This is a genomic window from Streptomyces sp. Ac-502 (assembly GCF_045222935.1).
Classification (GTDB): domain Bacteria; phylum Actinomycetota; class Actinomycetes; order Streptomycetales; family Streptomycetaceae; genus Streptomyces; species Streptomyces monomycini.
In genome coordinates this window covers 9,220,176-9,242,105 of record NZ_JBHFFO010000001.1, presented here as the reverse complement: position 1 = coordinate 9,242,105, position 21,930 = coordinate 9,220,176, and the positions used below count along the sequence as shown (strand labels likewise).

General features: G+C 68.9%; 21 protein-coding genes and 1 pseudogene. 4 read left to right on the top strand and 18 right to left on the bottom strand.

The window, feature by feature from the left end; translation table 11 throughout:
- Positions 1-185 precede the first annotated feature (185 nt).
- Positions 186-1,067: a hypothetical protein gene (locus tag ACEXOX_RS42050; protein WP_406525912.1), complete on the bottom strand. Its 882-nt coding sequence runs from the start codon at positions 1,065-1,067 to the stop codon at positions 186-188.
- Between the two features lie 718 nt (positions 1,068-1,785).
- Between ACEXOX_RS42050 and ACEXOX_RS42045 the strand changes: the two genes are divergently transcribed.
- Complete coding sequence (locus tag ACEXOX_RS42045; RefSeq protein WP_406525911.1) at positions 1,786-2,277, top strand: Gmad2 immunoglobulin-like domain-containing protein; 492 nt, start codon at positions 1,786-1,788, stop codon at positions 2,275-2,277.
- A gap of 16 nt (positions 2,278-2,293) precedes the next feature.
- On the opposite strand, the pseudogene ACEXOX_RS42040 reads toward ACEXOX_RS42045, so the two are convergent.
- The 3 genes and pseudogenes from ACEXOX_RS42040 to ACEXOX_RS42030 all read right to left on the bottom strand — a co-directional run bounded on the left by ACEXOX_RS42040 (position 2,294) and on the right by ACEXOX_RS42030 (position 4,754).
- Positions 2,294-3,007, bottom strand: a pseudogene (locus ACEXOX_RS42040) (SDR family oxidoreductase).
- Between the two features lie 306 nt (positions 3,008-3,313).
- Positions 3,314-4,036 (bottom strand): dienelactone hydrolase family protein, encoded by a 723-nt coding sequence (locus ACEXOX_RS42035; protein ID WP_406525910.1) that lies wholly within the window; start codon positions 4,034-4,036, stop codon positions 3,314-3,316.
- 379 nt (positions 4,037-4,415) lie between these two features.
- Entirely contained in the window at positions 4,416-4,754 is a 339-nt protein-coding gene (locus tag ACEXOX_RS42030; protein ID WP_406525909.1) for a hypothetical protein, read from the bottom strand.
- A 505-nt stretch (positions 4,755-5,259) separates the two neighbouring features.
- Here ACEXOX_RS42030 and ACEXOX_RS42025 point away from each other — a divergent pair.
- Together ACEXOX_RS42025 and ACEXOX_RS42020 are read left to right on the top strand one after the other, a co-directional pair.
- Complete coding sequence (locus ACEXOX_RS42025) at positions 5,260-5,898, top strand: cation:proton antiporter (protein ID WP_406525908.1); 639 nt, start codon at positions 5,260-5,262, stop codon at positions 5,896-5,898.
- Entirely contained in the window at positions 5,838-6,500 is a 663-nt protein-coding gene (locus tag ACEXOX_RS42020) for a cation:proton antiporter (RefSeq protein ID WP_406525907.1), read from the top strand. Before ACEXOX_RS42025 ends, ACEXOX_RS42020 begins: the two co-directional genes overlap by 61 nt.
- A 158-nt stretch (positions 6,501-6,658) precedes the next feature.
- Here ACEXOX_RS42020 and ACEXOX_RS42015 read toward each other — a convergent pair whose 3' ends face one another.
- The 14 genes from ACEXOX_RS42015 to ACEXOX_RS41950 form a co-directional block, all read right to left on the bottom strand.
- Complete coding sequence (locus ACEXOX_RS42015) at positions 6,659-8,083, bottom strand: sulfatase-like hydrolase/transferase (protein ID WP_406525906.1); 1,425 nt, start codon at positions 8,081-8,083, stop codon at positions 6,659-6,661.
- 200 nt (positions 8,084-8,283) lie between these two features.
- On the bottom strand, positions 8,284-8,973 hold the full coding sequence (locus tag ACEXOX_RS42010; protein ID WP_406525905.1) for an HAD family hydrolase: 690 nt from the start codon (positions 8,971-8,973) through the stop codon (positions 8,284-8,286).
- Positions 8,970-10,262, bottom strand: a complete 1,293-nt coding sequence (locus ACEXOX_RS42005) for a B12-binding domain-containing radical SAM protein (RefSeq protein WP_406525904.1) — start codon at positions 10,260-10,262, stop codon at positions 8,970-8,972. Before ACEXOX_RS42005 ends, ACEXOX_RS42010 begins: the two co-directional genes overlap by 4 nt.
- A 375-nt stretch (positions 10,263-10,637) precedes the next feature.
- Positions 10,638-11,216 carry a phosphotransferase gene (locus ACEXOX_RS42000; RefSeq protein WP_406525903.1) on the bottom strand — a complete coding sequence of 193 codons (579 nt, stop codon included), beginning with the start codon at positions 11,214-11,216 and terminating at the stop codon, positions 10,638-10,640.
- 469 nt (positions 11,217-11,685) lie between these two features.
- The gene (gene cysD / locus ACEXOX_RS41995; RefSeq protein ID WP_406525902.1) at positions 11,686-12,657 is read right to left on the bottom strand and encodes a sulfate adenylyltransferase subunit CysD; all 972 of its coding nucleotides are present in this window, start codon (positions 12,655-12,657) and stop codon (positions 11,686-11,688) included.
- A 12-nt stretch (positions 12,658-12,669) separates the two neighbouring features.
- Positions 12,670-13,209: an adenine phosphoribosyltransferase gene (locus ACEXOX_RS41990; RefSeq protein WP_406526654.1), complete on the bottom strand. Its 540-nt coding sequence runs from the start codon at positions 13,207-13,209 to the stop codon at positions 12,670-12,672.
- Positions 13,206-13,889 (bottom strand): hypothetical protein, encoded by a 684-nt coding sequence (locus ACEXOX_RS41985; RefSeq protein ID WP_406525901.1) that lies wholly within the window; start codon positions 13,887-13,889, stop codon positions 13,206-13,208. The genes ACEXOX_RS41990 and ACEXOX_RS41985 overlap by 4 nt, the downstream gene beginning before the upstream one ends.
- A complete protein-coding gene (locus ACEXOX_RS41980; RefSeq protein ID WP_406525900.1) occupies positions 13,865-14,554 on the bottom strand; it encodes a hypothetical protein in 690 nt (229 codons plus the stop codon). The genes ACEXOX_RS41985 and ACEXOX_RS41980 overlap by 25 nt, the downstream gene beginning before the upstream one ends.
- 7 nt (positions 14,555-14,561) lie before the next feature.
- Positions 14,562-16,532, bottom strand: a complete 1,971-nt coding sequence (locus ACEXOX_RS41975; protein ID WP_406525899.1) for a methyltransferase domain-containing protein — start codon at positions 16,530-16,532, stop codon at positions 14,562-14,564.
- Entirely contained in the window at positions 16,522-16,995 is a 474-nt protein-coding gene (locus ACEXOX_RS41970; protein WP_406525898.1) for a ferritin family protein, read from the bottom strand. The genes ACEXOX_RS41975 and ACEXOX_RS41970 overlap by 11 nt, the downstream gene beginning before the upstream one ends.
- Complete coding sequence (locus ACEXOX_RS41965) at positions 16,979-17,773, bottom strand: class I SAM-dependent methyltransferase (protein WP_406525897.1); 795 nt, start codon at positions 17,771-17,773, stop codon at positions 16,979-16,981. Before ACEXOX_RS41965 ends, ACEXOX_RS41970 begins: the two co-directional genes overlap by 17 nt.
- 80 nt (positions 17,774-17,853) lie before the next feature.
- The gene (locus tag ACEXOX_RS41960; protein WP_406525896.1) at positions 17,854-18,933 is read right to left on the bottom strand and encodes a sulfotransferase family protein; all 1,080 of its coding nucleotides are present in this window, start codon (positions 18,931-18,933) and stop codon (positions 17,854-17,856) included.
- Positions 18,930-20,606, bottom strand: a complete 1,677-nt coding sequence (locus ACEXOX_RS41955; RefSeq protein ID WP_406525895.1) for a B12-binding domain-containing radical SAM protein — start codon at positions 20,604-20,606, stop codon at positions 18,930-18,932. The genes ACEXOX_RS41960 and ACEXOX_RS41955 overlap by 4 nt, the downstream gene beginning before the upstream one ends.
- A 31-nt stretch (positions 20,607-20,637) precedes the next feature.
- On the bottom strand, positions 20,638-21,492 hold the full coding sequence (locus ACEXOX_RS41950; protein ID WP_406525894.1) for a streptomycin biosynthesis protein: 855 nt from the start codon (positions 21,490-21,492) through the stop codon (positions 20,638-20,640).
- 290 nt (positions 21,493-21,782) lie between these two features.
- Here ACEXOX_RS41950 and ACEXOX_RS41945 point away from each other — a divergent pair, with 290 nt between their 5' ends.
- Positions 21,783-21,914, top strand: coding sequence for a hypothetical protein (locus ACEXOX_RS41945; RefSeq protein ID WP_406525893.1), 132 nt, complete (start codon positions 21,783-21,785; stop codon positions 21,912-21,914).
- The last annotated feature ends 16 nt before the right edge of the window (positions 21,915-21,930 follow it).

Here is a 21,930-nt window from a genome sequence, read left to right as displayed (position 1 = left end):
GCGCACGCTGCTTTCGGTCGGCCAGTTGGCTACCGCCGTGGTGCCGGCCGGGATACTGGTGTCCGTCTGGGTGCCTGTGCGGAACGGGCGCACGCTCTTCGAGCGCGAGCCGCTGTCACGCCTGCCCACAGACATGCCTTTCAGCGTCACGGCGCCCGGGCTGGAGGCGTACGTCGCCATCCTGTTCATGCATAGCGCTGGAACTCGTCCCCGCCAAAACGAGTGACGGAGAGCCCGTGGTGCCTCGGCCGATCAACGCCGCTGACCTGCACCAGGCGATCAGCCTCGCGGTTCAGGACCTCGGCCGGGGCCGCGAGTACCCGGGAGACGCCCTGCACCGGCTGACCGTCGGTGACCGGGTGTTCCGTCCCGGGCTGCGCCGCGGGACGGCCTCGGACTGGCTCGGTGGCATGTCGGTACCGGCGCCTGGCACGGGCGGCGCGGTGCGGCTGGATCCCCGCTGGGCCACCGCACTGGACCTGTTCGGACACGAGCGTCTCCGGCGCTTCGTAACGATCCGTCTCGGCAGCTGGCAGGAGGAGGTCGTCACCACCGTCCTCGCACGGGCTCTCAGCCAAGGCAAGGTGCTGCACTTGGAGTGGCAGCCTTACCTGCTGCCGCCGACCGCCACCGCCTACCGGGTGATCGACTCGTTCGCGCCCGTCGATCACCTGGCCGACGGGCCGACGGTGGTGGGGCAGGCGCTCTGGGGGCTGGGCCGTGACATGGGCGCCGCCATCGGCCAGATCTTCCGCACCTGGGCGTCCGCCGCCCGCGCCATGCGCCATCGCGGCCGCTACCGCCGGCTGGTCCGCGACGGCTATGCCGTCAACCATGCTCCGGCCGTCAGCGTGCGTGGACTCGGTGCCGAGGAGCACTTCCAGAACGTCTTCCAGGAAGCCGATGTACAGCGCTTCTTGAGCACGGTCTGGGTGCGCACCCAGACCGCGGTGCTCACCGCACTCAAGGACCGCGGCTACGACGTCAGCGCATTCGAACAGCAGGCACAGAACATCGTCAACAACAACATCAACAATGGAACGCAGATCAGTGGCGGCACCCAGCACGGCCCCGTCGCCGGCGGCCCGGGCACGGGTCACTCCGCCTCAGCCACGCGTGGGGGCGCGGCCCGGCTCCCGCGCCAACTGACCAGGGACGACCGCAGACAGATCGCTGAGGAGACGGCCATGTCGCCTGACGGGCCGAGCACCCCGCACAACGAGGGCGTTCAATTCAGCGGCGGTACGCAGTACGGCCCCGTCGCGGGCGGCCATGAGGCGCGGGCCACCGTCCACCACGCGCCCGCCGCAACGGCCCCGGCTGCTGTCCTGTCGCCCGCCCAGGCGGAGTTGCTGCAGGCGGTGGCAGCCCTTCGTCGCGACCTCGCCATGCTGATCGCCGCGCGGCCCGGGGCACTGGAGTTGGATGCGGCGCAGGACGCCGAATACAGCCTGGCACAGGCCGAGTCGGAGGCCGGTCAGGTACAGCCACCGCAGGGCCGGCTGCGACGCCGCCACCAGACCGTCGCTGATGCCCTGGCGGGCGTCGGCGCACTGGCAGCCGGTGTCACCACCGTCCAGACAGCCTCTTTGCCGCTGGATAGCCGCTCCTTGCTCTCCCGGACGATGAGCCCGCGCTTTCCCGTGGCGCCCCAGGCAGAGCGACACCCTGGCGACGACGACGGCCGCATGTGGCGCCTTTACCACCCCCGGCGGAGCACCGGCTTGACGCCGTCGGCCGCAGTCCCGAGAGTACCGCCTGACAGCCTTCCGCCGAGGAGGTTCCATGACGAACCGCATCGATCAACCACGCAAACTCGACCTGGTCGGCAATCCGGTACAGATCAGCGGTGTCGGCACCGGTTTCGAGGCCACGCTGCAGTATCGCGTCGGCGACGGGCACGACGAGGTCAGCGGCCACTTCAATGCCGGGGGCGGCTCCGGGGAGCACGGGCAGTTCCAGGTCCAGGCCGACGTCAGGCATGCCGCGTTCAAGCTCGACCGGCTGATCGTCCAGGTCTTCGAGATCAGCCCGAAGGACGGCAGCGAGATCAACCTCGTGTCCGTACCGGTGATTTACGGGCCGCGCATCGTCCGCGGCTATTACGGGTACCGCGAGCACAAGGTGGTGAGGGGCGACACCTTGTCGTCCATCTCCAAGGCGTTCTACGGCGACCCGTCCCTTTACCAGCGCATCGTCCGGGCGAACCCGGATCAGGTGACGGATCCCGACGTGATCGTGCCGGGGCAGGTGCTCCGCATTCCGATCGGCGTCTGACGACGGACTTCGGCGTCTACGCGAGGCCGCCGTTGCTCATCAGCAGTTGACCGTTGATCCACTCGCCCTTTTCGGAGCACAGGAAGTCCACGAGGTGTGCGGTGTCCCGGGGAGTGCCCAGCCGGCCGAGCGGCGTGCTGCACATACAGTGCTCCCGCACTTCCTCGGGCATCCAGCCGGTGTCGACGGGCCCGGGGTTGATCGCGTTGGCGGTCACTCCGAGGTGGGCGAGTTCGTGGGCGGCGGCCAGCGTGATGCGGTCCAGGGCCCCCTTGCTCGCCCCGTAGGGCAGGTTGCCGACGGTGTGATCACTGGTGAGGCTGACGATCCGGCCGGTCCCCGTGCCGCGGCGAAGCGGCGCCCGAACTCGCGGATGAGCAGCCAGGCGGCGCGCGCGTTGACGGCGAAGTGCCGGTCGAAACTCTCGACAGTGGTGTCCAGGAGCCCGGAGTCGACGGACTCGCAGTGGCTCATCACCAGCGCGGTGACCTTGCCCATCCGCTGTTCGACCTCGTCGAAGACGCGCGCCGGGCTCGCGGCCCCAGCTCATACGGTCGTCGTAGGGCGTCCAGTAGGTGAAGGCGATGTCCCAGCCCGAGGCGGCCAGCCGACGGGCGATGCCCGCGCCGATCCCGACGGTACGGCCCACCCCGGTGACGAGGGCGAGCGGGCGGCCGGGCGAAGCGCCGTGTCCGTGGGCGGGCCGGTCATGACCGGTGTTCGTCGTCACGGGCCGGAAGGGTTCACGAAAGACACCGCGGCGTCAATCATTGTCCCGCGGCACCGCGGCACCGCGGCACCGCGGCATCGCGGCATCGCGACATCGCGACATCGCGACATCGCAGTTTCCGGCAGGGGCAGGGGCAGGGCGGTGACAGGCGGCACACGTACCCCGCCCCGAGAACCAGGCTTCGGGCAGCGCGGGCCCCTACCAGGTAGGCAGGGGCCCGTGGCGGAGAGATGCGGTGCCTGTTCGCGGTGGACGGCATCCCGGCCGCCACCGCGCACCGTCTGCTGCCGTCCTACCGCCCCGGCCTCACTTCAGGTGCCGTGTGAAGAACCGGCCCCCGCCCTCCACCTCGAACCACGGAGTGCCGGTGTGCCCGCCCATGTTGGCGTGCAGCGTCTTCTCCTTGCTGCCGAAGGCGTCGAACAGGTCCAGGGCCCGCTGCCGGGGGTTCCCTTCGTCGTCCCACTGGAGCAGGAGCAGCAGCGGAATGGTGACCTGCCGGGCCTCCTCGCGCTGGGCTCGGGGTACGTATCCCCCGGCGAAGAGACCGGCGGCCGCGATGCGCGGCTCTACCGCCGCCAGCCGGATGCCGACCGCGGCCCACCCCGAGTACCCGACCGGGCCGCCGATCTCGGGCAGCGCGAGGAGGGCGTCCAGGGTGGTCCGCCATTCCGGGGCCGCCTTTTCGACCAGCGGACCGATGAAGGACTCGAAGATGTCGTCGGTCGGCTCGCTGGCCTGCACCGCCCGGCGGAGTTCGGCACGTGCCTGCTCGTCGGCGGCGGAACGGGGCCGGTCGCCGCACCCGGCGGCGTCGATGGTGGCGACCGCGTGACCGCACGACGCGGTGTACCGGGCCCGGGCCACCAGCCGGGGTTCCCTCTTGGGAAGGCCGTTGTTGTGGGCCATGAGGATCAGCGGGACCGGCTCGGCGGACTCGGGTGTCCACAGGGTGCCGGGGATCTCGCCGAGGGTGAATTCGCGTACGAGGACGCCGTTGTCGAGGCGTTGCTCGGAGGTGAAGTGCATGGTCGTGCCTTTCGGGAGGGCTCTGGAACGGCGCTCCCGGACGACCTATCGCCCGACCGTGACCCCGGAGGGAAGCACCCATGTCGATACTGCGTTCACAGGTACCACCTCCTCGTTCTCTCGCACGGTCGACGGAAACGTAGCAGTGGTCGCGGCGGCCGGCCAAACGAATTTCGCGGAGTCTCCGTCACCGGACACCACGGGGCCGGAACACTCCGGTGGGGTACCGCGTCGGAGGTGTGCACGACGGCAAGCCGAGGTACTGGCCACAGCCGCCGGCCATGAAGCCGCTCTGGGCGGGGAGGATCAGTACTGCCTGGTACAGATCTGGCGGACCGCCACCGCCTGAACCGCGCCCGAAGGGATCGCAGGGCGCCCCTCAGGCGCCCGCCACGAGCAGGGGCACCAGCGTGGCGCTGGAGTGAGCGAGCCAGTACGCCTCGCGGCGCGCAGCGTGCACCGCGCGGCGGAGCAAGCACCGTTCGCCCGCCGGGACATGGCAGGTCGGGCACTCCACGGAGTAGACGCCGTGGCGGAACCGGCGATGTGTCTCGTGCGCCGCCTCGTAGGCGGCATCCGAGGCCGGGGACGGGATGGTGGAGGACAGCGTGGACGGCACGCGGCGGCCTCCCCTGGTGGGCGCGGGGGCGGCGGCCGCGGGGAAGAACGGTGCAGCGGCCTGCGCGGTGGCCGCGGGGACGGTGAAAGTGGCGCTCATGGAGGGGCGTCTCCTGGGTACGTGGGCAAAGGCCGAAGCCCCCACCATCTCTTACGTCTGCTCGCCGAATCCGTTACACCTCTCCGTTTGCCCAGGTCAGACAGGAAGATGTGCGGTGCGTTCCTCCATGGCCGGGGACTGGTGGGCGGAAACAATCGGCGGCGGGGAGAAGTGGGGAAGCGGCAGGGCGCGCCCTGACCGCTGCGGGTCGGATTCAGGCCGTTTCCTGTCGGGGTGGTCGCCGACCACTCTGGCGTATATCCAGCGATGACCGTATAACGGTTCAAGAGCTCCTACGAAGCGTCACGCCTCTCATGAGATGCGGTCGGTGGAGTGTGTGCGCCGCGCGCGGATGACGGATTTCCGGGCATCGTGAGCGTTCAGGTCGCACCCTCGTCGGTCCACGGCTCCCGATGCTCCCCCTTCCCCGCGTCGGACCGATCGCGCCGCACAGCCCCTCTCGCACTCCGCGCGAAACGCCCGTCCCGGACCTGGAGTCGCTTAGATGAGCGGAACCACCCTCTCGCAGTTCTTTCTGGCCCTGGCACTCGTTCTCGGCTGCGCGAAACTCTTCGGCTGGCTGGCGCGTCTGGTCGGGCAGCCGCGGGTGGTGGGGGAGATTTGCGCGGGCCTCTTGGCCAGTCCCATGGTCCTCTCCCCCGAGCTGGTCGCGGTCATTCTGCCCGGCGAGGTGAAACCACTGCTGAGTGTGGTCGCCGACATCGGTCTGGCGGCTTTCATGTTCGCCGCCGGTTACGAACTGGACCTGTCGATGCTGTACCGCAGGGCGTCCGGGTCACTGGGGCTGCTCATCGGTTCGATTCTGTGCCCGCTCGCTCTGGGCGCGGGCGTGGCGCTCTTTCTCGCCGACCAGTACGCCCCCGCGCATCGCACGGCCTTCGTCCTCTTCGTCGCCCTCGCCATGTCCGTGACGGCACTGCCCGTACTCGTCAGAATTCTCGCGGACCGCGGGCTGAGCGGCACGCCCGTCGGAAATCTCTCCCTCGGAGCGGCCGCGGTCGGCGATCTGACCGCCTGGGTCTGTCTCGCGGGCGTGGTGGCCTACGCGGGGGAGCGGGTCAGGTGCGTGTCCTCCTGCTGCCGCTCTATCTCGTTCTGCTGGTCATGGCGCGGCCGGCGCTGAGGGCGGCGGTACGCGCGAGCCTGCGGCGGAACCGGGCGGGTGCCGGGCTCGTCTCCGCCGTGTTTCTGGGACTCATGCTGTCGTGCGCGGTCACGGAATGGCTCGGCATCCACTTCATCTTCGGTGCCTTGGCGTTCGGCGCCATCATGCCGCGCAAAGAGATGGCGGAGCTGCGGGGATCGGTCCCCCGCAGCATGAATCAGATCGGCCAGCTCATGCTGCCGCCCTACTTCCTCCTGGCCGGCATGAATGTCGACCTCTCGGCGGTCGGCGTGTCCGCTGTCGCCGTCATCGCACTCATCATCTGCACGGCGATGCTGTCCAAGATCGGCGGTGCGTACGTGGGCGCCCGGATCTCCGGTATCGGGCACGGGGAGGCGCTGCCCACGGCCCTGCTGATGAATACGCGAGGGCTGACCGAAATCGTGATCGTCGCTGTCGCCCTGGACGCCGGCATCATCGACCGGTCCTTCTACTCCGTGATGGTCATCATGGCGATCGCGACCACAGCCATGACCGGACCGCTGCTGACCTTGCTGGTCAAGGCCCCGAAGGACAGCGCTCCGGCTCCGCTCGTCGGCGAGCGCGCGAAGAAACCTTGACCGAGGGGAAGGCGCCGGCCGGGCAGAAGAGGCCGTCCCGGTCAACCACGGGCTACGCGCCGTCGTTGACCGGGGGAAACGTGGTCTCAGTGCTCGGTCGTCGATATCCGCTGCCGCACGCGCCGCGACCACGGACCTTTACGGCGGCGGAAATGCCGTCAGAGCGGATACCCGAGACTGCGCAGGCCTTCCCGTACCGAGTCCGGCGGGGCGTTGTTCCGGGCCGGGCCCAAGGACCGGTTGTAGTCGTCCAGCACGGCGAGCAAAGTGGGGTCGGGGGCGCCTTCTCGGACGTGGGGAATCGTGTTGTCGTCGAAGTGTTCCATCCGTACCCGCTCGTCCGGAGTCAGACGGCTCATCTGGTCGGTGTAGCGGTAGTTCAGCCGGACCAGCCTGGTGCGATTCAGGTAAGCGCTCTCGCCCAGGAGCACGTGCGGCAGCGCCCCGGGATCCTCGCCGGCGCGCTGGCGTTTCTGGTAGTGCACGAATTGCCGTGCGTCGGAGGTGTACGCCTGGGCCAGTGCCGGCGCGTCCTCGGTGAGCCCGGTCGTCCCCCGTACCACGTCGGCGCGGGATTCCCCGTCGAAGAGTCCACGCCAGGGAACCTCGATCCCGGCCAGTTCCATGACCGTGGGCGCTATGTCCGCGGACCGGATGCGGCGCAGGTGCCGGCCCTGGGCGACCCCGTCCCCCGCGATGATCAGCGGTATACGGAGGACGCCTTCCTCCAGCGAGTTGAAGTTGCCGTACGAATCGTCCTCGAACTGCTGGCCGTGGTCTCCGAACAGGACCAGCAGCAGGGTCTTGCCCGCTTGGCGTACCCGGTCGACGAGCTGGGTGAGGAACGGCTCGAAGCGGCTCTTGAGGAAGAACTCGATCCCGTCCAGGTACATCTGGAAGAGGGTGTCGTACTTACCCGCGGCGTAGAGGTAGTTGATGGCCCGCTTGTACCGCAGGAACAGCGCCATGTCCGCTGGCGTGCGGTACGTCTCGTTCAGTTCGTCGACCTGGTGGGGTACTTCCGCGGGCAGCAGGCTCTCCATCCAGGCGATTTTCTCCTGGTAGGCCGAGCCGCCGAAGCGGAGGTTGTGGAAGCCGTACGGCATATGCATACCGGCGAAGTGGGCCAGCGAGAGGGACATCTCCGTGGCGAGCACGGCGTCGATGAACTTCTGGTCCTCCTCGACGAGATACGTGTCGATGTCCGCCGTGAATCCCAGCTGGGCACCGAGGATGACGGGGAAGTCAACCTTCATGAGGGTCTGGCGGCCGGCGCGGCGGGCGTGGGTGAACACCGACGGGCTGCGCAGGAAGCCCTCGTAGAAGGCGTGCAGGCCGTGGCGCGCCGGATACTGCCCGGTGAATACCGTGGCGTGGGCGGCGGAGGTGTACGGCGCGGAGGCGATGACGTTGGTGAAGAAGGCGCCGGAATGTGCCAGGTCGTCCAGCACGGGTGTGGCGGGGGCCCGCAGGTCGGGGTAGCGCAGTGGCCAGAGTTTGTGCGGATTGGCTCCCACGCCGTCGCTGCGCAGGCAGTCCAGGGATATGAACACGACATGGTCGTACGGCTGGGGAACGCTCACGGGCGTGTTTCCTCTCGCTCAGACGGGGTCGGACCACTCGCCACGACGCTGTCGGTGATACGGAGCGTCCCGCCCCCGGGCGGGGGCGGGACGGGCACCGGATGAGGCGCTCCGGCCACGGCCGCGGTACTGCCGTCAGGCGCCGTCCGCACGCCGTGGGCGGTCAGCGCCCGGTTCGCCGTGGCTGACGGCGACGGCCGTCAAACGGGGCCGGGGCGGGCCTTGATCGCCCGCAGGCCGAGTTCGGCCGCGGCGCTGAGGCTGGCGGCGACGGGTACGGCGACGGCCGCCGCCCGCTCCGGGTCGTACGAGCCGTCGGCGAGCAGGACGCAGGAGGCACCGACCGCGACGGCCGCTTCGTTGTCGTCCAGGGTGTCACCGATGAGCAGCACCCGGTCCACGCTCAGCTCGGCCGGGTGCCGCTCCCGTACGGCGTCCAGGTGCCGTGCCAGCACGGCCTGTTTGCTCTCGGTGCGGTGCTGCCGGGCCATGCCCTCGGCGACCAGGAAGCGGGACATCAGGCCCTCGCGTTCGAGCAGGGCGACCACCTCGTCGTGCTCCCCCATCGACAGCAGGGAATGGGTGACGCCGGCGCCCGCCAGGCTGTCCAGGATGTCGGCGACGCCTTCCCGCAGCCGGGCCCGGTCCAGCAGATTCCGGTACGTCCGGTGATAGCACTCGGCGATGGCCTTCCACTGGAGGTCGGTGAACGTCCGTTCCAGCAGGCTCGTGTAGAAACTGCGTACCGGGCGGGTGAACGCCCTGCGGTAGGCCTCGTGCGTGATGTCCCCGCCGCCGACGGTCCGGCAGGCGGCGCTGGCCGCGGCGACGCTGATGTCGATGTCGTCGAAGAGCGTGCCGTTCCAGTCCCAGACGATGTGGGCCGTCACACCCGGACTTTGCCCGAGGTCAGCAGGTGAATGCGCTTCTCCGGCGGCACCGGCGGGACCGGACGGTGGCTCAGCCACATCGTCTCCTGCCGGTCCAGGATGTCCAGATACTCGCTGCGGACCTCCTGGTACCGCTGAGCCGTCTCCGGGAACACCGACTCGTAGATCATGTCGCACAGGTGGAGATTCCTTTTCCAGTGATCTTCGTCTTGGGCCGTCACCGGCATCACGCCCCAGAACCGGAACGGTACGTCCAGCAGCCGGTCGCGTGCGTCCGGAATGTACGGCGTGTAGATGTTCGACTGAATGTGGTAGTTGGGGACGAGCCCTCGGCTGATGATGCTGCGGATGTAGTCGATCTGGCCGAGGTCGGCCTCGTAGTCGATGTCGAGCAGACCCGAGATGAAACTGGGTTTGATGGAGATGCCCCGCGCGGCGGCGAACTGGAGGCGGTCCTCGAAGCTCTCCACCTCCACCGGCTTGTTGATCTCTTTGCTGGTGAAATTCTCGATACCGACGAGGACGGAGTGGCATCCCGTCTCGGCCATCCGGTCCAGGTTCTCGTCGGTGAGCGTCACCAGGCACGTCTGTTGCGACCAGGCGATACCGGCCTCCGACAGCACGTCCATCATCTCGTCGGCGTGCTGCTGACGCATGAAGAAGAACGGGTCGGCCACGGACACCGCGTCGGCGCCGTACTCCGTCTGGAGATACCGGACCTCGTCCCGCAGGACCTCGGGGTCCTTGTAGTTGATCTTGTAGACCATGGGGTTCAGGCAGAAGGTGCACTTGTACGTGCACCCGATGCTGGTGACGACCGTGTAGCGGATCTTGTCCCGCACCTCGGGCGCGTAGGTCTCGCCGATCCACGAGTTGTCCGGCCGGAAGGTACGGAACTTCAAGTCGTCCGCCCGGCCGAACACCTGCTTCGCCCACGCGAAGATGTCCCGGTTGGTCACCACGAACTCGCAGTCGGCTTCGAGCTTGAGCAGGTCGGGCCGCAGGAAGTGGTTGGAGCTGACCGCCGGCCCGCCGACGAAGAGTTTCGCGGGCGAACGCCGGGACAGGTCGACGGCGATCTGGCGCGTGCTGTCGTAGGAGTTGACCGTCGAGGAAATCAGGACGGCGTCCGGACGGTGGTCCAGGACCCGCTGCATGTTCTCCTCGTACGTACCGAAGTTGAAGTCGACGACCCAGGCGTCCGGTGTGTAGTGCCGCGCGATGCTGTAGAGATACGTCAGCGCCTGCGCGATGTGGTAGGTCGAACCGTTCTTGACTTCCGTCGCCAAGTGCGGGCGCCATCCCGTGCAGTACCCAACGTGCGGAAAAATGATGACAACCCGCATGGTTACCCTCTCTGTCGTCACCGCACCGATCACGTCCTGCCGGACGTCTGTCCAGCCGGAATCGGCAGCAGCGGTGCTGAGGAACAGAAATCGCCGGATCGACGGGCGAGCAGACGGGCAGGCCTCCGACCGTCGTACGACGAGAATTGCCGCGCACTTCCCGCACGTGCACCGAAGGTGGTTCCCTGCTCGATTTCCCAGCAGGCTAACGACGCGTCTCTCGGAGCGTCAAGCGTCATACGCACCGGCTGTCAGCACCTATTCCGCCGAGGGGCCGCACGGGAAATCGTGGGCCCCTCGGCGGCACTGATCGCCCGTTCAGGACGGCTCGGGCAGCCCCAGGGCCCTGGCGGCCCAGGGCAGGGCCACTTCGAGCTGACGCCGCTGAATGTCCCGCACCATCGGCGCCTGCGGAATCACCGGCAGCCCGGCCCGCGCGGCGAAGAAGCCGGCCACCAGCGCGGCCAGTTCCGCCGGGACGGAAGCCACCTCCTCCGGAGCCGGTCCGCCCTCCAGCCGCAGGCTCGGCAGCCAGAAGGCGACGTCGAACTGCGCGTTGCCGACCGCGGCGTGATTCCAGTCGAACAGGAACGCCCGCCCCTCGCGGAAGCACAGATTGTCGCTGCGGACGTCCAGGTGCAGCAGACTGTCACCGTCCAGCTGCTCCGGGCGCGCCGCTGCGAGCAGTACGGGGAGCGCGCGGTCCAGCCAGGCGGCGGAGCACAGCCCCAGGGACAGGAACGGCTTCGGATCGGCCGCCACCTCCGGCCAGTTGTCCTCGCCCATGTGGGTGGAGCGGGCCGTCGGCAGCCCGGGGGCGCTTCGTGCCCGGCGACCGCCCGCAAGGTCGCGAGCACCGCGTCGATCTTCCCCTTCGACCAGGGGGACTCCACTCACCGTCGGAAAGGTCTTCCAGGACGAGCACCGGAAGTTCCCCGTCGTCGTGCCACCCGAGCACGCGCGGCACCACGTCGAGACGGAGCGCGTCGTAGACTTCGTACTCCCTGCGCAGCCACTCGGCGGTGACGGCGTCGTCGGCGTGCTTGACGAACGCGGTCCGGTCGTCGGCCAGGCGGACGATCCAGCGGCGATTGTTCGTGTAGCCCCGCCCCTGGATTCGCTCCGCCGACTTCACTGTCTGCCCCAGCGCCCGTTCGATGCGCAGGGTCTCATCTTCGTGCAAATACATCGGCACACATTAGCATTTTCACTTCTGCCGCATTCAAGAAATCGCCGAATACGTTGAATTCACGCCACCCTTCTGTCCGACGATCGCCGATGCGCCACCGAAGCCCCTTTTATCGGACACTCCGGCGATACCACTCGGCACCTCCGATTCCGTCGGCGGACGGCTGCTGTCGGCACGTCAGAAGTAGCCCTCGCGCTTGCGGTCCTCCATCGCGGCCTCGGACATCCGGTCGTCCGCCCGGCTTGCACCCCGTTCGGTCAGCCGTGACGCCGCGATCTCGGCGATGACCTGCTCGACCGTCCCGGCATCGGAGTCCACCGCTCCGGTGCACGACATGTCGCCGACCGTCCGGAAACGCACCGTCCGCCGCTCCAGGGGCTCCGCGTCCTTCGGCCCGCCCCACTCCCCCGGTGACAGCCACATGCCGTCGCGGCGGAACACCGTGCGGGTGTGGGCGAAATAGATGGCGGGAAGCTCGACTTTCTCGCGGGCGATGTAGTGCCACACGTCCAGCTCGGTCCAGTTGGACAGCGGGAAGACGCGTACATGTTCGCCGGGGGCGTGCCGCCCGTTGTACAGCTGCCAGAGTTCCGGCCGCTGCCGGCGGGGGTCCCACGCGCCGAAGTCGTCCCGCAGCGAGAACACCCGTTCCTTGGCGCGCGCCTTCTCCTCGTCCCGCCGGGCGCCGCCGAGCACCGCGTCGTGCCGGCCGGCCGCGATGGCGTCCAGCAGCGGCACCGTCTGCAAAGGATTGCGGGTGCCGTCCGGTCGCTCGCGCAACCGCCCGTCGTCGATGTAGCGCTGTACCGAGGCGACCTGTAACCGGAGCTTGTGCAGGGCCACGGTACGGTCCCGGTGGGCGATGACTTCCGGGAAATTGTGGCCGGTGTCCACGTGCAACAGCACGAAAGGCAAAGGAGCCGGGGCAAAAGCTTTCAGTGCCAGGTGCAGTACGACGATCGAGTCCTTGCCGCCGGAAAAGAGGATGACCGGCCGTTCGAATTCGCCGGCCACCTCGCGCAGGATGTGCACCGACTCCGATTCCAGCACGTCGAGGTAGGCCAGAGAACGGACCGGAGGGTGGCCCCCGCTGCCCGGCCCGGCCGCCCCGGTGGCCGTGGAGGCCCGTTCTTCGCCCGCTGCCCGCATCGGCTCCGTCTCCTACGCGTCGATCACGGCGTCCACGGGCACCCCGTCGAGGTCGTGTGCCAACCGCCGGCGCCCCGACAGCGCTCCCAGTTCCAGCATGAAGGCCACGCCGACGACCTCGGCCCCCGCCTCCGCGACCAGGGAGGCGGCCGCCAGAGCGGTGCCGCCCGTCGCCAGCACGTCGTCGACCACGACCACCCGGTCCTTCGGTCCCAGGGCGTCACACTGGAGCTCGAACTCGTCCGTCCCGTATTCCAGCTCGTACACTCGCCGGAACGTCCTGCCGGGCAATTTGCCGCTCTTGCGGATGACCGCGAACCCCAGCCCGGACCGTACGGCCACCGGCGCGCCCAGCACGAATCCGCGGGCCTCAAGTCCGACGACCATGGTGGCTTCGCGGCTGCGGCACACGTCGGCCAGTGCGTCCACGAGTGCGGTGAACGCTCGCGGGTCGGCCAGCAATGAGGCGTAGTCCTTGAACAGCACACCGGGATACGGATGGTCCGGCACATCGCGGATATAGCCGGCCAGCCACGTGGCCAGCGGCATCATCTCCATTCCGACCGGTCCCCGTAGCCGAGGCGCTCGGCCATGTCCGCGGTTTTCCGGTCGATGGCCGGCTCGATCAACGACGCGCGCTCCGTCCAGCGCCACCCTCGCGGACGTGCGGTCGCCACGACCGGCCGGATACCGTGGTGCACCGCCCTTCGGAATTCACCGGTCAAGGGGACACCGAGCCATGCGCCCATCTTCTCGAAGGAGGCGATCCGGCCGGCCGGGCCCGCGGTCAGGTCCTCGAAGCGGACGGTCATACGGTCGATCGAAGCGTCGGCGAGATGACCGAGCACCGCCTCGTGGGCGCTACGCCACTGGAACGCGCAGACTTCGGCGAGTGGCGCTCCGGTGTACTCCTCCCAGCCGGGTGGGAGGTCGAACTTCCACCACCACTGGTTGTCCTCGTTCTGCTCGACATACCCGTGGATGCCCAGCGGTTTCTCCATCCGGTGCGCGTGAAAACCATGATGGCGCCATCCGTCGTAGAGACCGTTGACGGCAGCGGCCGGATTGCGGGTCAGGTGCAGTATCCGGAAGCGCGCGTTGGGGAAGAGCGACCGCAGGAAAGGCAGGCGATACGCATTGCTCGGTGTCTTGACGACCAAGGGCTTGTCGTGCAGGTCGGCGGCGTCCGCCCGGCGCCAGGAACGTGCTACGACGAACGGTGGCTCCTCCACGAGGAAGCCCCCGGCGCCCGTAGTCCGGTGTCCATGGACGGATACCTGCGCCCGAATTCTCTCGGCAGGTCGTAGTACCGCGGATCGACCGGCAGGCCCCGCTCGGACAATTCCTCCAGTACGGCCAGCAGACACCTGGCCTCGTGCGCCCCCTCCGGCGCGTCCGCGGACCGGCGGTACGGGCGTGCGCGCCACGCGCGACGGACCGTCTCGACGAGTTCCAGGGGCTCCAGCGGCAGTTCCGGCCATTGCACGATCAGCCGCCAGGCCATGTCGGCACAGAGCTGGTCCTCGTCGCACTCCTGGGCCGCGCTCCCCGCGTCCCGCGCCATTTCCTCGGCCAGTACCGAGCGCGCCCAGGGTTCCAACGCGGTCGCGTGCTCGGCCCCCAGCGCGTCGGATCCGGTGCGGCTCTCCGGATGGCCGAGCCCGGCCAGGCGGAGAAAGGGATTGGTCTCCGCCTGGAAATGCAGCAGCTCACGGGAGTACCGCAGGAGTTCGGCCACCATGCTGGAGCCACCGCGGGAACTGCAGGCGAGCACCACGACCTCGCCGACCCTGCCGAGGAAATCCGGCACGGCGGGGCCGCGCAGGGGCCGCAGCGCGTCCAGACGTTCGTGCAGCGTACCGAGCCCCTGCGGCGCACTGACAGAATGCGTGGTCATCCGGCCATCACCGCGGTTTCCGCAGCGAATAGACACACCAGCGCCACTGGTCGTTGATGGATCCGTCGGCCAGCACCTCGAACGGGTGGGCTTCACGCACCTCGCGCGGCGCTTCGTAGAACAGCCGCTGGATCTCCCGGCGATGCGCCGGGGTGGTCTCGTGGGTGTCGATCCACTGGTCGATGGATTCCCACAGCAGGTACTCGGTCATCCGGACGTCCTGGAATCCGGCGCCGAGGAGCAGGGAACGGAAATCCTCCTCACGGAACATCTGGTGCAGCAGCGGCTGTTTCTTCTTGAAGACGCGGTACATCCAGAAGGCGTCCTCGTCCGCGTACGGGACGATCTGCCCCACGATGAACTGCCCGCCGGGCCGCAGTACCCGGAAGATCTCCGACACCGGGCGCTCGGGCTGCGGGAGCAGATGCAGCACCTCCCGTGTGACGACCAGGTCGAAGGAGTCGTCCGGATAGGGCAGGTCGTAGACCGTGCCCTGGTCCACGCGGTCGAGCCGGGTGGAGGCCAGGGCGACCATCTCGGGGGTGATGTCCAGCCCGACCGTCTCCCCGACCCGGTCCTTGAAGGAGGCGCCCACCACACCGCTGCCGCAGCACACGTCGAGCATCCGGGCGTCGGCCGGCACCTCGCACAGCGCGGCGTGCCGGGCGAGCAGGTCGCCGTCGGTCAGCCAGGCGCAGGAGTCGTGCCAGTTGCGGGAGCGGATACCGAACTGCCGTTGGTAGACGGTGTAGTCGATGGCGAGATCGCGCCGCTGCACGCGGGCGGTGCGGCCGGCCAGCCGGGCGGCGAGCCGGGCGCGGGTGGCGTCCAGCACCCGGGTCACGATCCGCCGTCCCAGTTCCTCGTCCTTCTCCATCCGGCGGCTGAACTCGCTGTCGACGGCCTCTTGGACGACCTGGCCCACTTCGGGGTTCTGCAGCCGCTTCTTGGTCTGCCCGTCGAAGCGCGGGCCGTCCATGCGCAGGGAGACGACGGCGGTGAGCCCTTCGAGGACGTCGACGGAGGTGATGCGCTCCCCGAGGTGCGCGTCCAGCATGCCGCGCGCGGTGGCGTAGCGGTTGATGGCCTGGGCCAGTGCCGAGCGGACCGCGTCGACGTGCGCGCCGCCCTGGTCGGTGCGGACTCCGTTGACGAAGCTGCGGATCTCCTCCGTATACCCTTCCGTCCACTGGAAGGCCAGTTCCAGGGCGCTGTGGTCGCCGGTGGCGTCGACCACGATCGGCTCGGGGTGGACCACGGAGGCCGCCCGGTTGAGGTGCGCGAGGAAGCCCCGTACTCCCTCCGCGAACGAGAAGCGGGCCCGGGTGCCGGTCGCCTCGTCCGTCAGCGCGACCGTGAGTCCGGGATGCAGGAAGGCGATCTCCTGCAACCGCTCGGTCAGGGTCCGTACGGAGAAGGCGCAGGCGTCAAAGATCCGCGCGTCCGGCCGGAACGTGACGCGGGTGCCGCTGCCGTCCGCCGCTCCGGCCTTCGTCAGCTCCATCAGCGGTTCGCCGCAGGAGTACTCCTGGTAGTGGTGCACCCCGTCCCGCCGGATGTCCACCCGGAGCCACTCGGCCAGGGCGTTGACGCAGGAGACGCCGACGCCGTGCAGTCCGGCCGAACGGCTGTAGGCCGAGCCGCCGAACTTGCCGCCCGCGTGGAGGGTGGTGAGGACGACCTCGCAGGCCGGGCGGCCGGTGTCGCGGTGGACGTCCACCGGGATGCCCCGCCCGTCGTCCTCCACCGTGCAGGAGCCGTCCGTGTGCAGGCTGACCGACAGCTCGCGGGCGTGGCCCGCCTCGTGTTCGTCGACGGCGTTGTCGAGCAGTTCGAAGACCAGGTGGTGCAGGCCGTCGGGGCCGGTGGAGCCGATGTACATCGAAGGGTTGCGGCGTACCGCCTCCAGCCCGGAGAAGACCATGATCGCCGATGCGTCGTAGGCGGCGGCCGCGGCCGTCCGCGAATCATCGGTCATGGCGGGCTCCCGTGAGTGCGGGGTCACCGGCGGATTCGTCCGAGTGCCGGGACATCTCCTGCAGCGCGGCGTCGAGCCGGGCCGTGTGCTTCTTCTTCAGCGCCATGAGCGTGGTGAGCCAGCTGGCCAGGTCCGCGCCGCCCGCGTCGAGGGCGGCGGCGGTCAGACGCGGGTAGGTCTCACCGGACTGCTCCAGGGCGGCCGTCACGGACGAGGCCAGGTTCAGCGGGGTGTCCCCCACGTCCCGGAAGCCCGTGGCCGGGGTGACGTCGCGCAGGACGTCGAGGTGGCCGTGCGCGGCGCACCTGATGCTGTCGGCCAGGTCGGTGAACAGCTCCGCGACCTGGGTGTGGCCTTCCGTCTCGGCTATCTGCGCGAAGTAGGCGTAGCGCAGCGCGGTGGTGGCCTCCGCGGCGAACACCGCGCGCAGTTCGGCCGCCAGGCTCTCACTCGGCTGTGTCATGGGGCTCCTCACCGGCTCCGCCGCCCGTCGCGGCCGGCTTGGTCCCCGCCGCCACGACGAACAGCATGTGGTCGACGATCCGGCCGGCCGCCTCCCGGACCGCGTGCAGGGACCTGAATTCCTCGGTGGCGCCCCGGTAGGCGGCCCGGATCGCCTCGCGGCGCTCCTGGCCGATGGCGCCGTTGTCGGACCAGACGTCCACGTCCTCGGCGGAGATGTGGCGGCGGGTGTGCACCGGATCGCACCCCGCCCCGCGGAGGAGGGCCGCCGGCTCCTCCGGAAGGAAGAAGTGGCGGCGGACGGGGTTGCGCAGCCGGAGGATCTCGAAGTACGTGTCCCGGTCGTGCGGCCCGTACGCGCACAGGTTCACCAGGACGACCCGGCCGCCGGGGCGCACGACCCGCACCATCTCCTCGACGGCGTCGGGGAGGTCCATGAACTGCATGCCCTGCCGGCACACCACGAGATCGAACTCGCCGTCGTCGAACGGCAGCTTCTCGGCCGGCGCCACCACCAGTCGGTCCAGGAACGGTGCGGCCTGCTCCGCCATCTCCGCGGTGAGGTCCAGGCCGACCACCTCGGCCACCCGCCCGGAGAAGAGGCGGGAGACCAGACCGGTGCCGCAGGCCACGTCCAGGACCCGGTCGCCGGGTGCCGGCGAGCCGAGGCCGAGGACGATCTCGCCGAGCCCCTGGTCGGTGCACCAGGAACTGGACCGGTCGTAGGTGGCGGCACGCATTCTGAAGTGCTCGGTCACGTCATCTCGCGTGATCGGCAAGGAAGGACCTCCCTTTCGTGTTCTCCGGTTACGTCACCACCCGCGGGCGCCGCCCGCGCTCGGGGCCGGCCGGGTGGCTGTCAGGCCGTACTGCGTCGTGCGGCGAGCGGTGCGGTCAGGGCCGGCCGGCCCCGGAGCCGCACCCGGGCGTGCGCCCTGATCCGCAACCACCGCACATAGACGTCCCTGCCGAGCCGCAGGGAGTAGTTCCGGTCCTGCCTGAGCGACCGGAACTCCACCTGTAGCCGCAGGGCCGCCGACCGCACGGCCAGCTCCACCGGGGAGGGGGTGGGGCAGGCGTGCGCGTCGGGGTGGACGGGGTAGCCGAGGCCGCTCTTCAGCGGCCCCGTCACCTTGTCCACCAGCAACCGTTCGCCCGGGGTCAGCCCGGCCTGGTGGGCGCCGATCCGGTCGGTGGTGACCGGTGTTCCGGCGTTCCGCCACGCTTCGGCCCATCCGGCCGTGTGACGGGCGGCCGACGAGCGGTGGTGTTCCAGCATGGCCGGGTGGAGTTCCTCGGCCAGGAAGGAGCAGAGTCGCTCGATCTCCTCCCGTGGGCGCGAGACCAGGTCCTCGTAGCGCAGCAGATGGACCGATTCCGGCCCCCACCGGGACAGCGCGGCCCTGGCCTGTTCCTGCTGCCGCCGCCACAGGTGGGCCATCCGGTAGGGGTGGCTGTAGCCGAAGATGGACCGCTTGGCCGAGGAACCGACGTCGCAGGGGTCCCTGACCAGCCAGATGAAGCGCGCCTCGGGGAAGTGCGCCAGCGCCTCGTCCACGTGGTCCACCATGAAGGTGCTCTTGCACCCCCAGCGCGCGGCGCCCTCGGCCTCTCGGTACTGGTCGTACACGGCGGCCACCACCCCGAACAGGGTGGGGGCCGCCTCCTCCACCACGCGCCGGGGGTCGATCGTGTGCTGCCAGGGGTGGATGTGCCGCCGCAGCAGCCCTACGGCGTCCTCGGCGGCCTTCCGGCGGTTGGCCGCGACGGTCAGGTCGCCGTAGGAGCCGGCGGGCGTGGCCAGGTAGCGCATGAAGTGCGGCGGGTGCGGGACGCAGATCCGTGGATGCGCGTCCAGGATCAGGCGCAGCAGGTTCGACCCGGACCGTTCGGTGCCGATGATGAAGATCGGGCTCTGCGGCCCCGGCGCCGCTTTCATGCGCCACCGAGGGCCGCGGCGCGGCGCATCATCTCGGCCCCGCTCGGCACGAGACGGCTGCCGAGTGCGGCGACCTCGGGGGAGGCGCACTGGTCGAGGGTGAAGCGCCCGGAGCCGGGAGCCAGTCCGCCGGCCGCCGAGCTCCACTTCTCGCGCCAGCCGGTTCCGGCGTAGGACGTGGAACGGTCCAGGCCGTCGTGCGGCTGCGGGTGGAAGTACCAGAAGTTCTCCGGGTAGTGCTTGAAGTCCATGACGGGGCCGGGCTGGTAGGCGTCGTAGATGCGCTGGTAGGCGTCACGGCAGGCACCTTCGGACAGTCCGCTGATGTTGAGGAACTCGTCCTCGTGCAGGGCCTGTTCGATGGACAGCCAGTTGAGGTGGTCGATCTCGGAGCGGATCAGCCCGGAGGCGATGGCCTGTTTGTAGACCGTGGTCCCCGGCATGGCCGACAGGTACTTGACGCGGGTCACGTGGTTGTACGTCTCGGCGAACTGGACCATGTGGTTGAGGGACTCGTTGCTCTCGTTCGGCAGGCCGACGATGAGCAGGGAGCCGAACCGCACATCGTTCTCGAAGGTGGTCCGCATCGCCCGTACGGTCAGGTTCTCGCTGCTGCCCTTGCGGGCCTCCCGGAGCACTTCCGTGCCCAGCGACTCCACTCCGTAGAGGATGATGTCGCAGCCGGAGTCCCGCATGGCGGTGATGCGCGGGGTGTCCATGTCGGCGCACCGGGTCAGGCACGTCCAGCGGATGTCGTGGTCCTTGATGGCGTCGCAGATCTCTATCGTCTGCCGGCGGTGGGAGCTGAAGGTCAGGTCGACGAAGAAGCAGAAGTCGACGCCGTACTGCTCCTTCAGCCAGGCCATGTCCCGGTCCATCTTCTCCGGGGACTTGGCCCTGACCTGGGGTGTCGTGCGGTAGCAGAAGGAGCAGTCCATCTTGCAGCCGCGGCTGTACGAGGAGATGATCTGCGGCTGCATCCCCATGGGGCTGTGATACTGGGGCCACAGGTCGAGCCGCATCCTGGGCAGCGAGTCCAGGTCCATCATCTGGCCGCGGGCCCGGGTGCGCTTGGGCTCCCCCTCGGGGGTGCGGTAGCAGATGCCCCGGACGTTGGGCAGGTCCTGCTCCCACTTGCCGGCGGCGAAGCTCTCCATGAGTTCGAGGATCGTGATCTCGCCCTCGCTGATCACGGCGACGTCGCACGCCGTGCTCTCCATGAACACATGGGGCACCGAGGTCACCAGGGATCCGCCGCAGATGATGGGGACGTCCGGTTCCGCGTCGCGGACCATCTGCATCAGTTCCCGGCAGAACGGGAAGTTGTCCTCGAAGGTGCACACGCCCAGCACGTCGGTCTGGCCGACGATCTGGTCGTAGGCGGTCTTGAGCGGGTTCAGCGCGTACCGCACGTCGACGATCCGTACCGGGAAGCCGGCGTTGTGCAGCACCGTCGAGATGTAGGAGGCGCCCTCGTAGGGCGAGGTCAGGAAGAACTCCCAGCCGCGCGGCATGCTGAACGGGGACGGGCCGACGACCAGGGTGAAGCTCGGGAGGGAGGGATCCGTGGGCACCGGCTCGTCGTCCTGCTCACGCATCTGCCGCATATAGCGCTGGTCGACGGCCTCGTCGGCATTCGAGTACAACTCCAGCGCCAAGGATTTCTGTGCCATGAGTACTCCCTAGTTGCCAGGTGATGTGTCCTTATCCGCTGGCCTGCCGGTCGTGCGACACCACGATCCGGCGCACCTGGTCGGCGAATTCACGCCATGAATCCGCACAGCCGTCGGCGAGTTCGGCCACCATTTCCGCCCAGTGCGGCGGGACACCGTCCACGAGGTGGCCACCTGCCTCCATGAGCAGCTCTTGCGCGTCGAACAGCCGTAAGAGCGTCCGACCCATTTCGGTGAAACGGATCGACGGGTCTTTCTTGAGGGTGCGATGCAGCTCCGAAATACCCTGGAGGGGCTGCCCGTTGGTGGTCTTCCCCGCCGGCTTGCGGTCTCCCAACTGCGGCGTGGGGCGCCCGGCCGCGTTCTTCCGCTTGCTCGCCGGAGCGGAGACTTCACGATAGCGCACCGGCACCGGGTCCCGGCCTGAACGCAGACGTTCACGCACATCGTGTGCCGTACCCAGGGATATCCCGACCGTGGTGGCGACTTCGCGCAGCGGCATGCCAGGGTGGTCCGTCATCACCCGGGCGGCCGTCTTCCGCAGCTCCGACATGTCCAGCGGCCGGGTTCGGCCGTCATTGCCGATACGGGCGTTCGAGTGAGGAATTTCCTCACTCGAACGCCGCCGGACGGCCGCGACCGTCTTGGGGGACAGGCCGCTCACCCGGGCCACGGACCGGTCGGAGAGATGGGGGTGCGACCGTACGATGCGGGTCGCGGCGGCGGTGCGCTCCTCCAGCGAAAGCGGCAGCCCGTGCCGCACATTGCTCTCCACCGCCAGGACGAAGGCGTCCGCCTCCGAACCGTCGAAGAACGTGCAGCGGATGGTCCGGTCGCCGCGCTGGACCGCTACCTGGAGCCGGTGCATTCCGTCCAGAACCCGCATGGTGGGACGGTGTACGAGAATGGGAGGAAGGCTCGCTCCGGAGGCGAGCAGCAGTTCCACATGCTCTCGGTTGAGTCCCCCGGAACGGGGGAATCATTCGAGCTGCGCAGTTCCTTCAATGACACCAGGTGCAGGGAGTCTTCGGCCGGTCCGGGTTCGCGCACATTGCCGAGGTCTTGCAACAGCGACCTCCTCAGAAGCACTCCTCCAAAGTCGCCCACCAGTCTATGCACGTTCAGTCAATAGCCGATCAACAGCGGATCTACGCGTCAAGCGGAAGGACGCCAACCGTGACGAGTCTCGTGCTCATCTCCCTCGACACCGTTCGGGCGGACGTCGCCTATTCCGGGAAGATGCCCGGAATCGAGGCGCTGCGCCGACGGGGTACGACCTTCCGGCAGGCCATCTCGTCCGCCCCCTGACCCCGATCAGCCATGC

Bases quoted from the DNA above. Each gene is read 5' to 3' on its own strand.
- cysD (WP_406525902.1), bottom strand. From the start codon at position 12,657: ATGCGGGCAGCGGGCGAAGAACGGGCCTCCACGGCCACCGGGGCGGCC.
- ACEXOX_RS41970 (WP_406525898.1), bottom strand. From the start codon at position 16,995: ATGACACAGCCGAGTGAGAGCCTGGCGGCCGAACTGCGCGCGGTGTTC.
- ACEXOX_RS42045 (WP_406525911.1), top strand. From the start codon at position 1,786: ATGACGAACCGCATCGATCAACCACGCAAACTCGACCTGGTCGGCAAT.
- ACEXOX_RS41990 (WP_406526654.1), bottom strand. From the start codon at position 13,209: ATGATGCCGCTGGCCACGTGGCTGGCCGGCTATATCCGCGATGTGCCG.
- ACEXOX_RS41980 (WP_406525900.1), bottom strand. From the start codon at position 14,554: ATGACCACGCATTCTGTCAGTGCGCCGCAGGGGCTCGGTACGCTGCAC.
- ACEXOX_RS41960 (WP_406525896.1), bottom strand. From the start codon at position 18,933: ATGAAAGCGGCGCCGGGGCCGCAGAGCCCGATCTTCATCATCGGCACC.
- ACEXOX_RS41975 (WP_406525899.1), bottom strand. From the start codon at position 16,532: ATGACCGATGATTCGCGGACGGCCGCGGCCGCCGCCTACGACGCATCG.
- ACEXOX_RS42025 (WP_406525908.1), top strand. From the start codon at position 5,260: ATGAGCGGAACCACCCTCTCGCAGTTCTTTCTGGCCCTGGCACTCGTT.
- ACEXOX_RS42030 (WP_406525909.1), bottom strand. From the start codon at position 4,754: ATGAGCGCCACTTTCACCGTCCCCGCGGCCACCGCGCAGGCCGCTGCA.
- ACEXOX_RS41950 (WP_406525894.1), bottom strand. From the start codon at position 21,492: ATGCGGGTTCTGGACGGAATGCACCGGCTCCAGGTAGCGGTCCAGCGC.
- ACEXOX_RS41955 (WP_406525895.1), bottom strand. From the start codon at position 20,606: ATGGCACAGAAATCCTTGGCGCTGGAGTTGTACTCGAATGCCGACGAG.
- ACEXOX_RS42035 (WP_406525910.1), bottom strand. From the start codon at position 4,036: ATGCACTTCACCTCCGAGCAACGCCTCGACAACGGCGTCCTCGTACGC.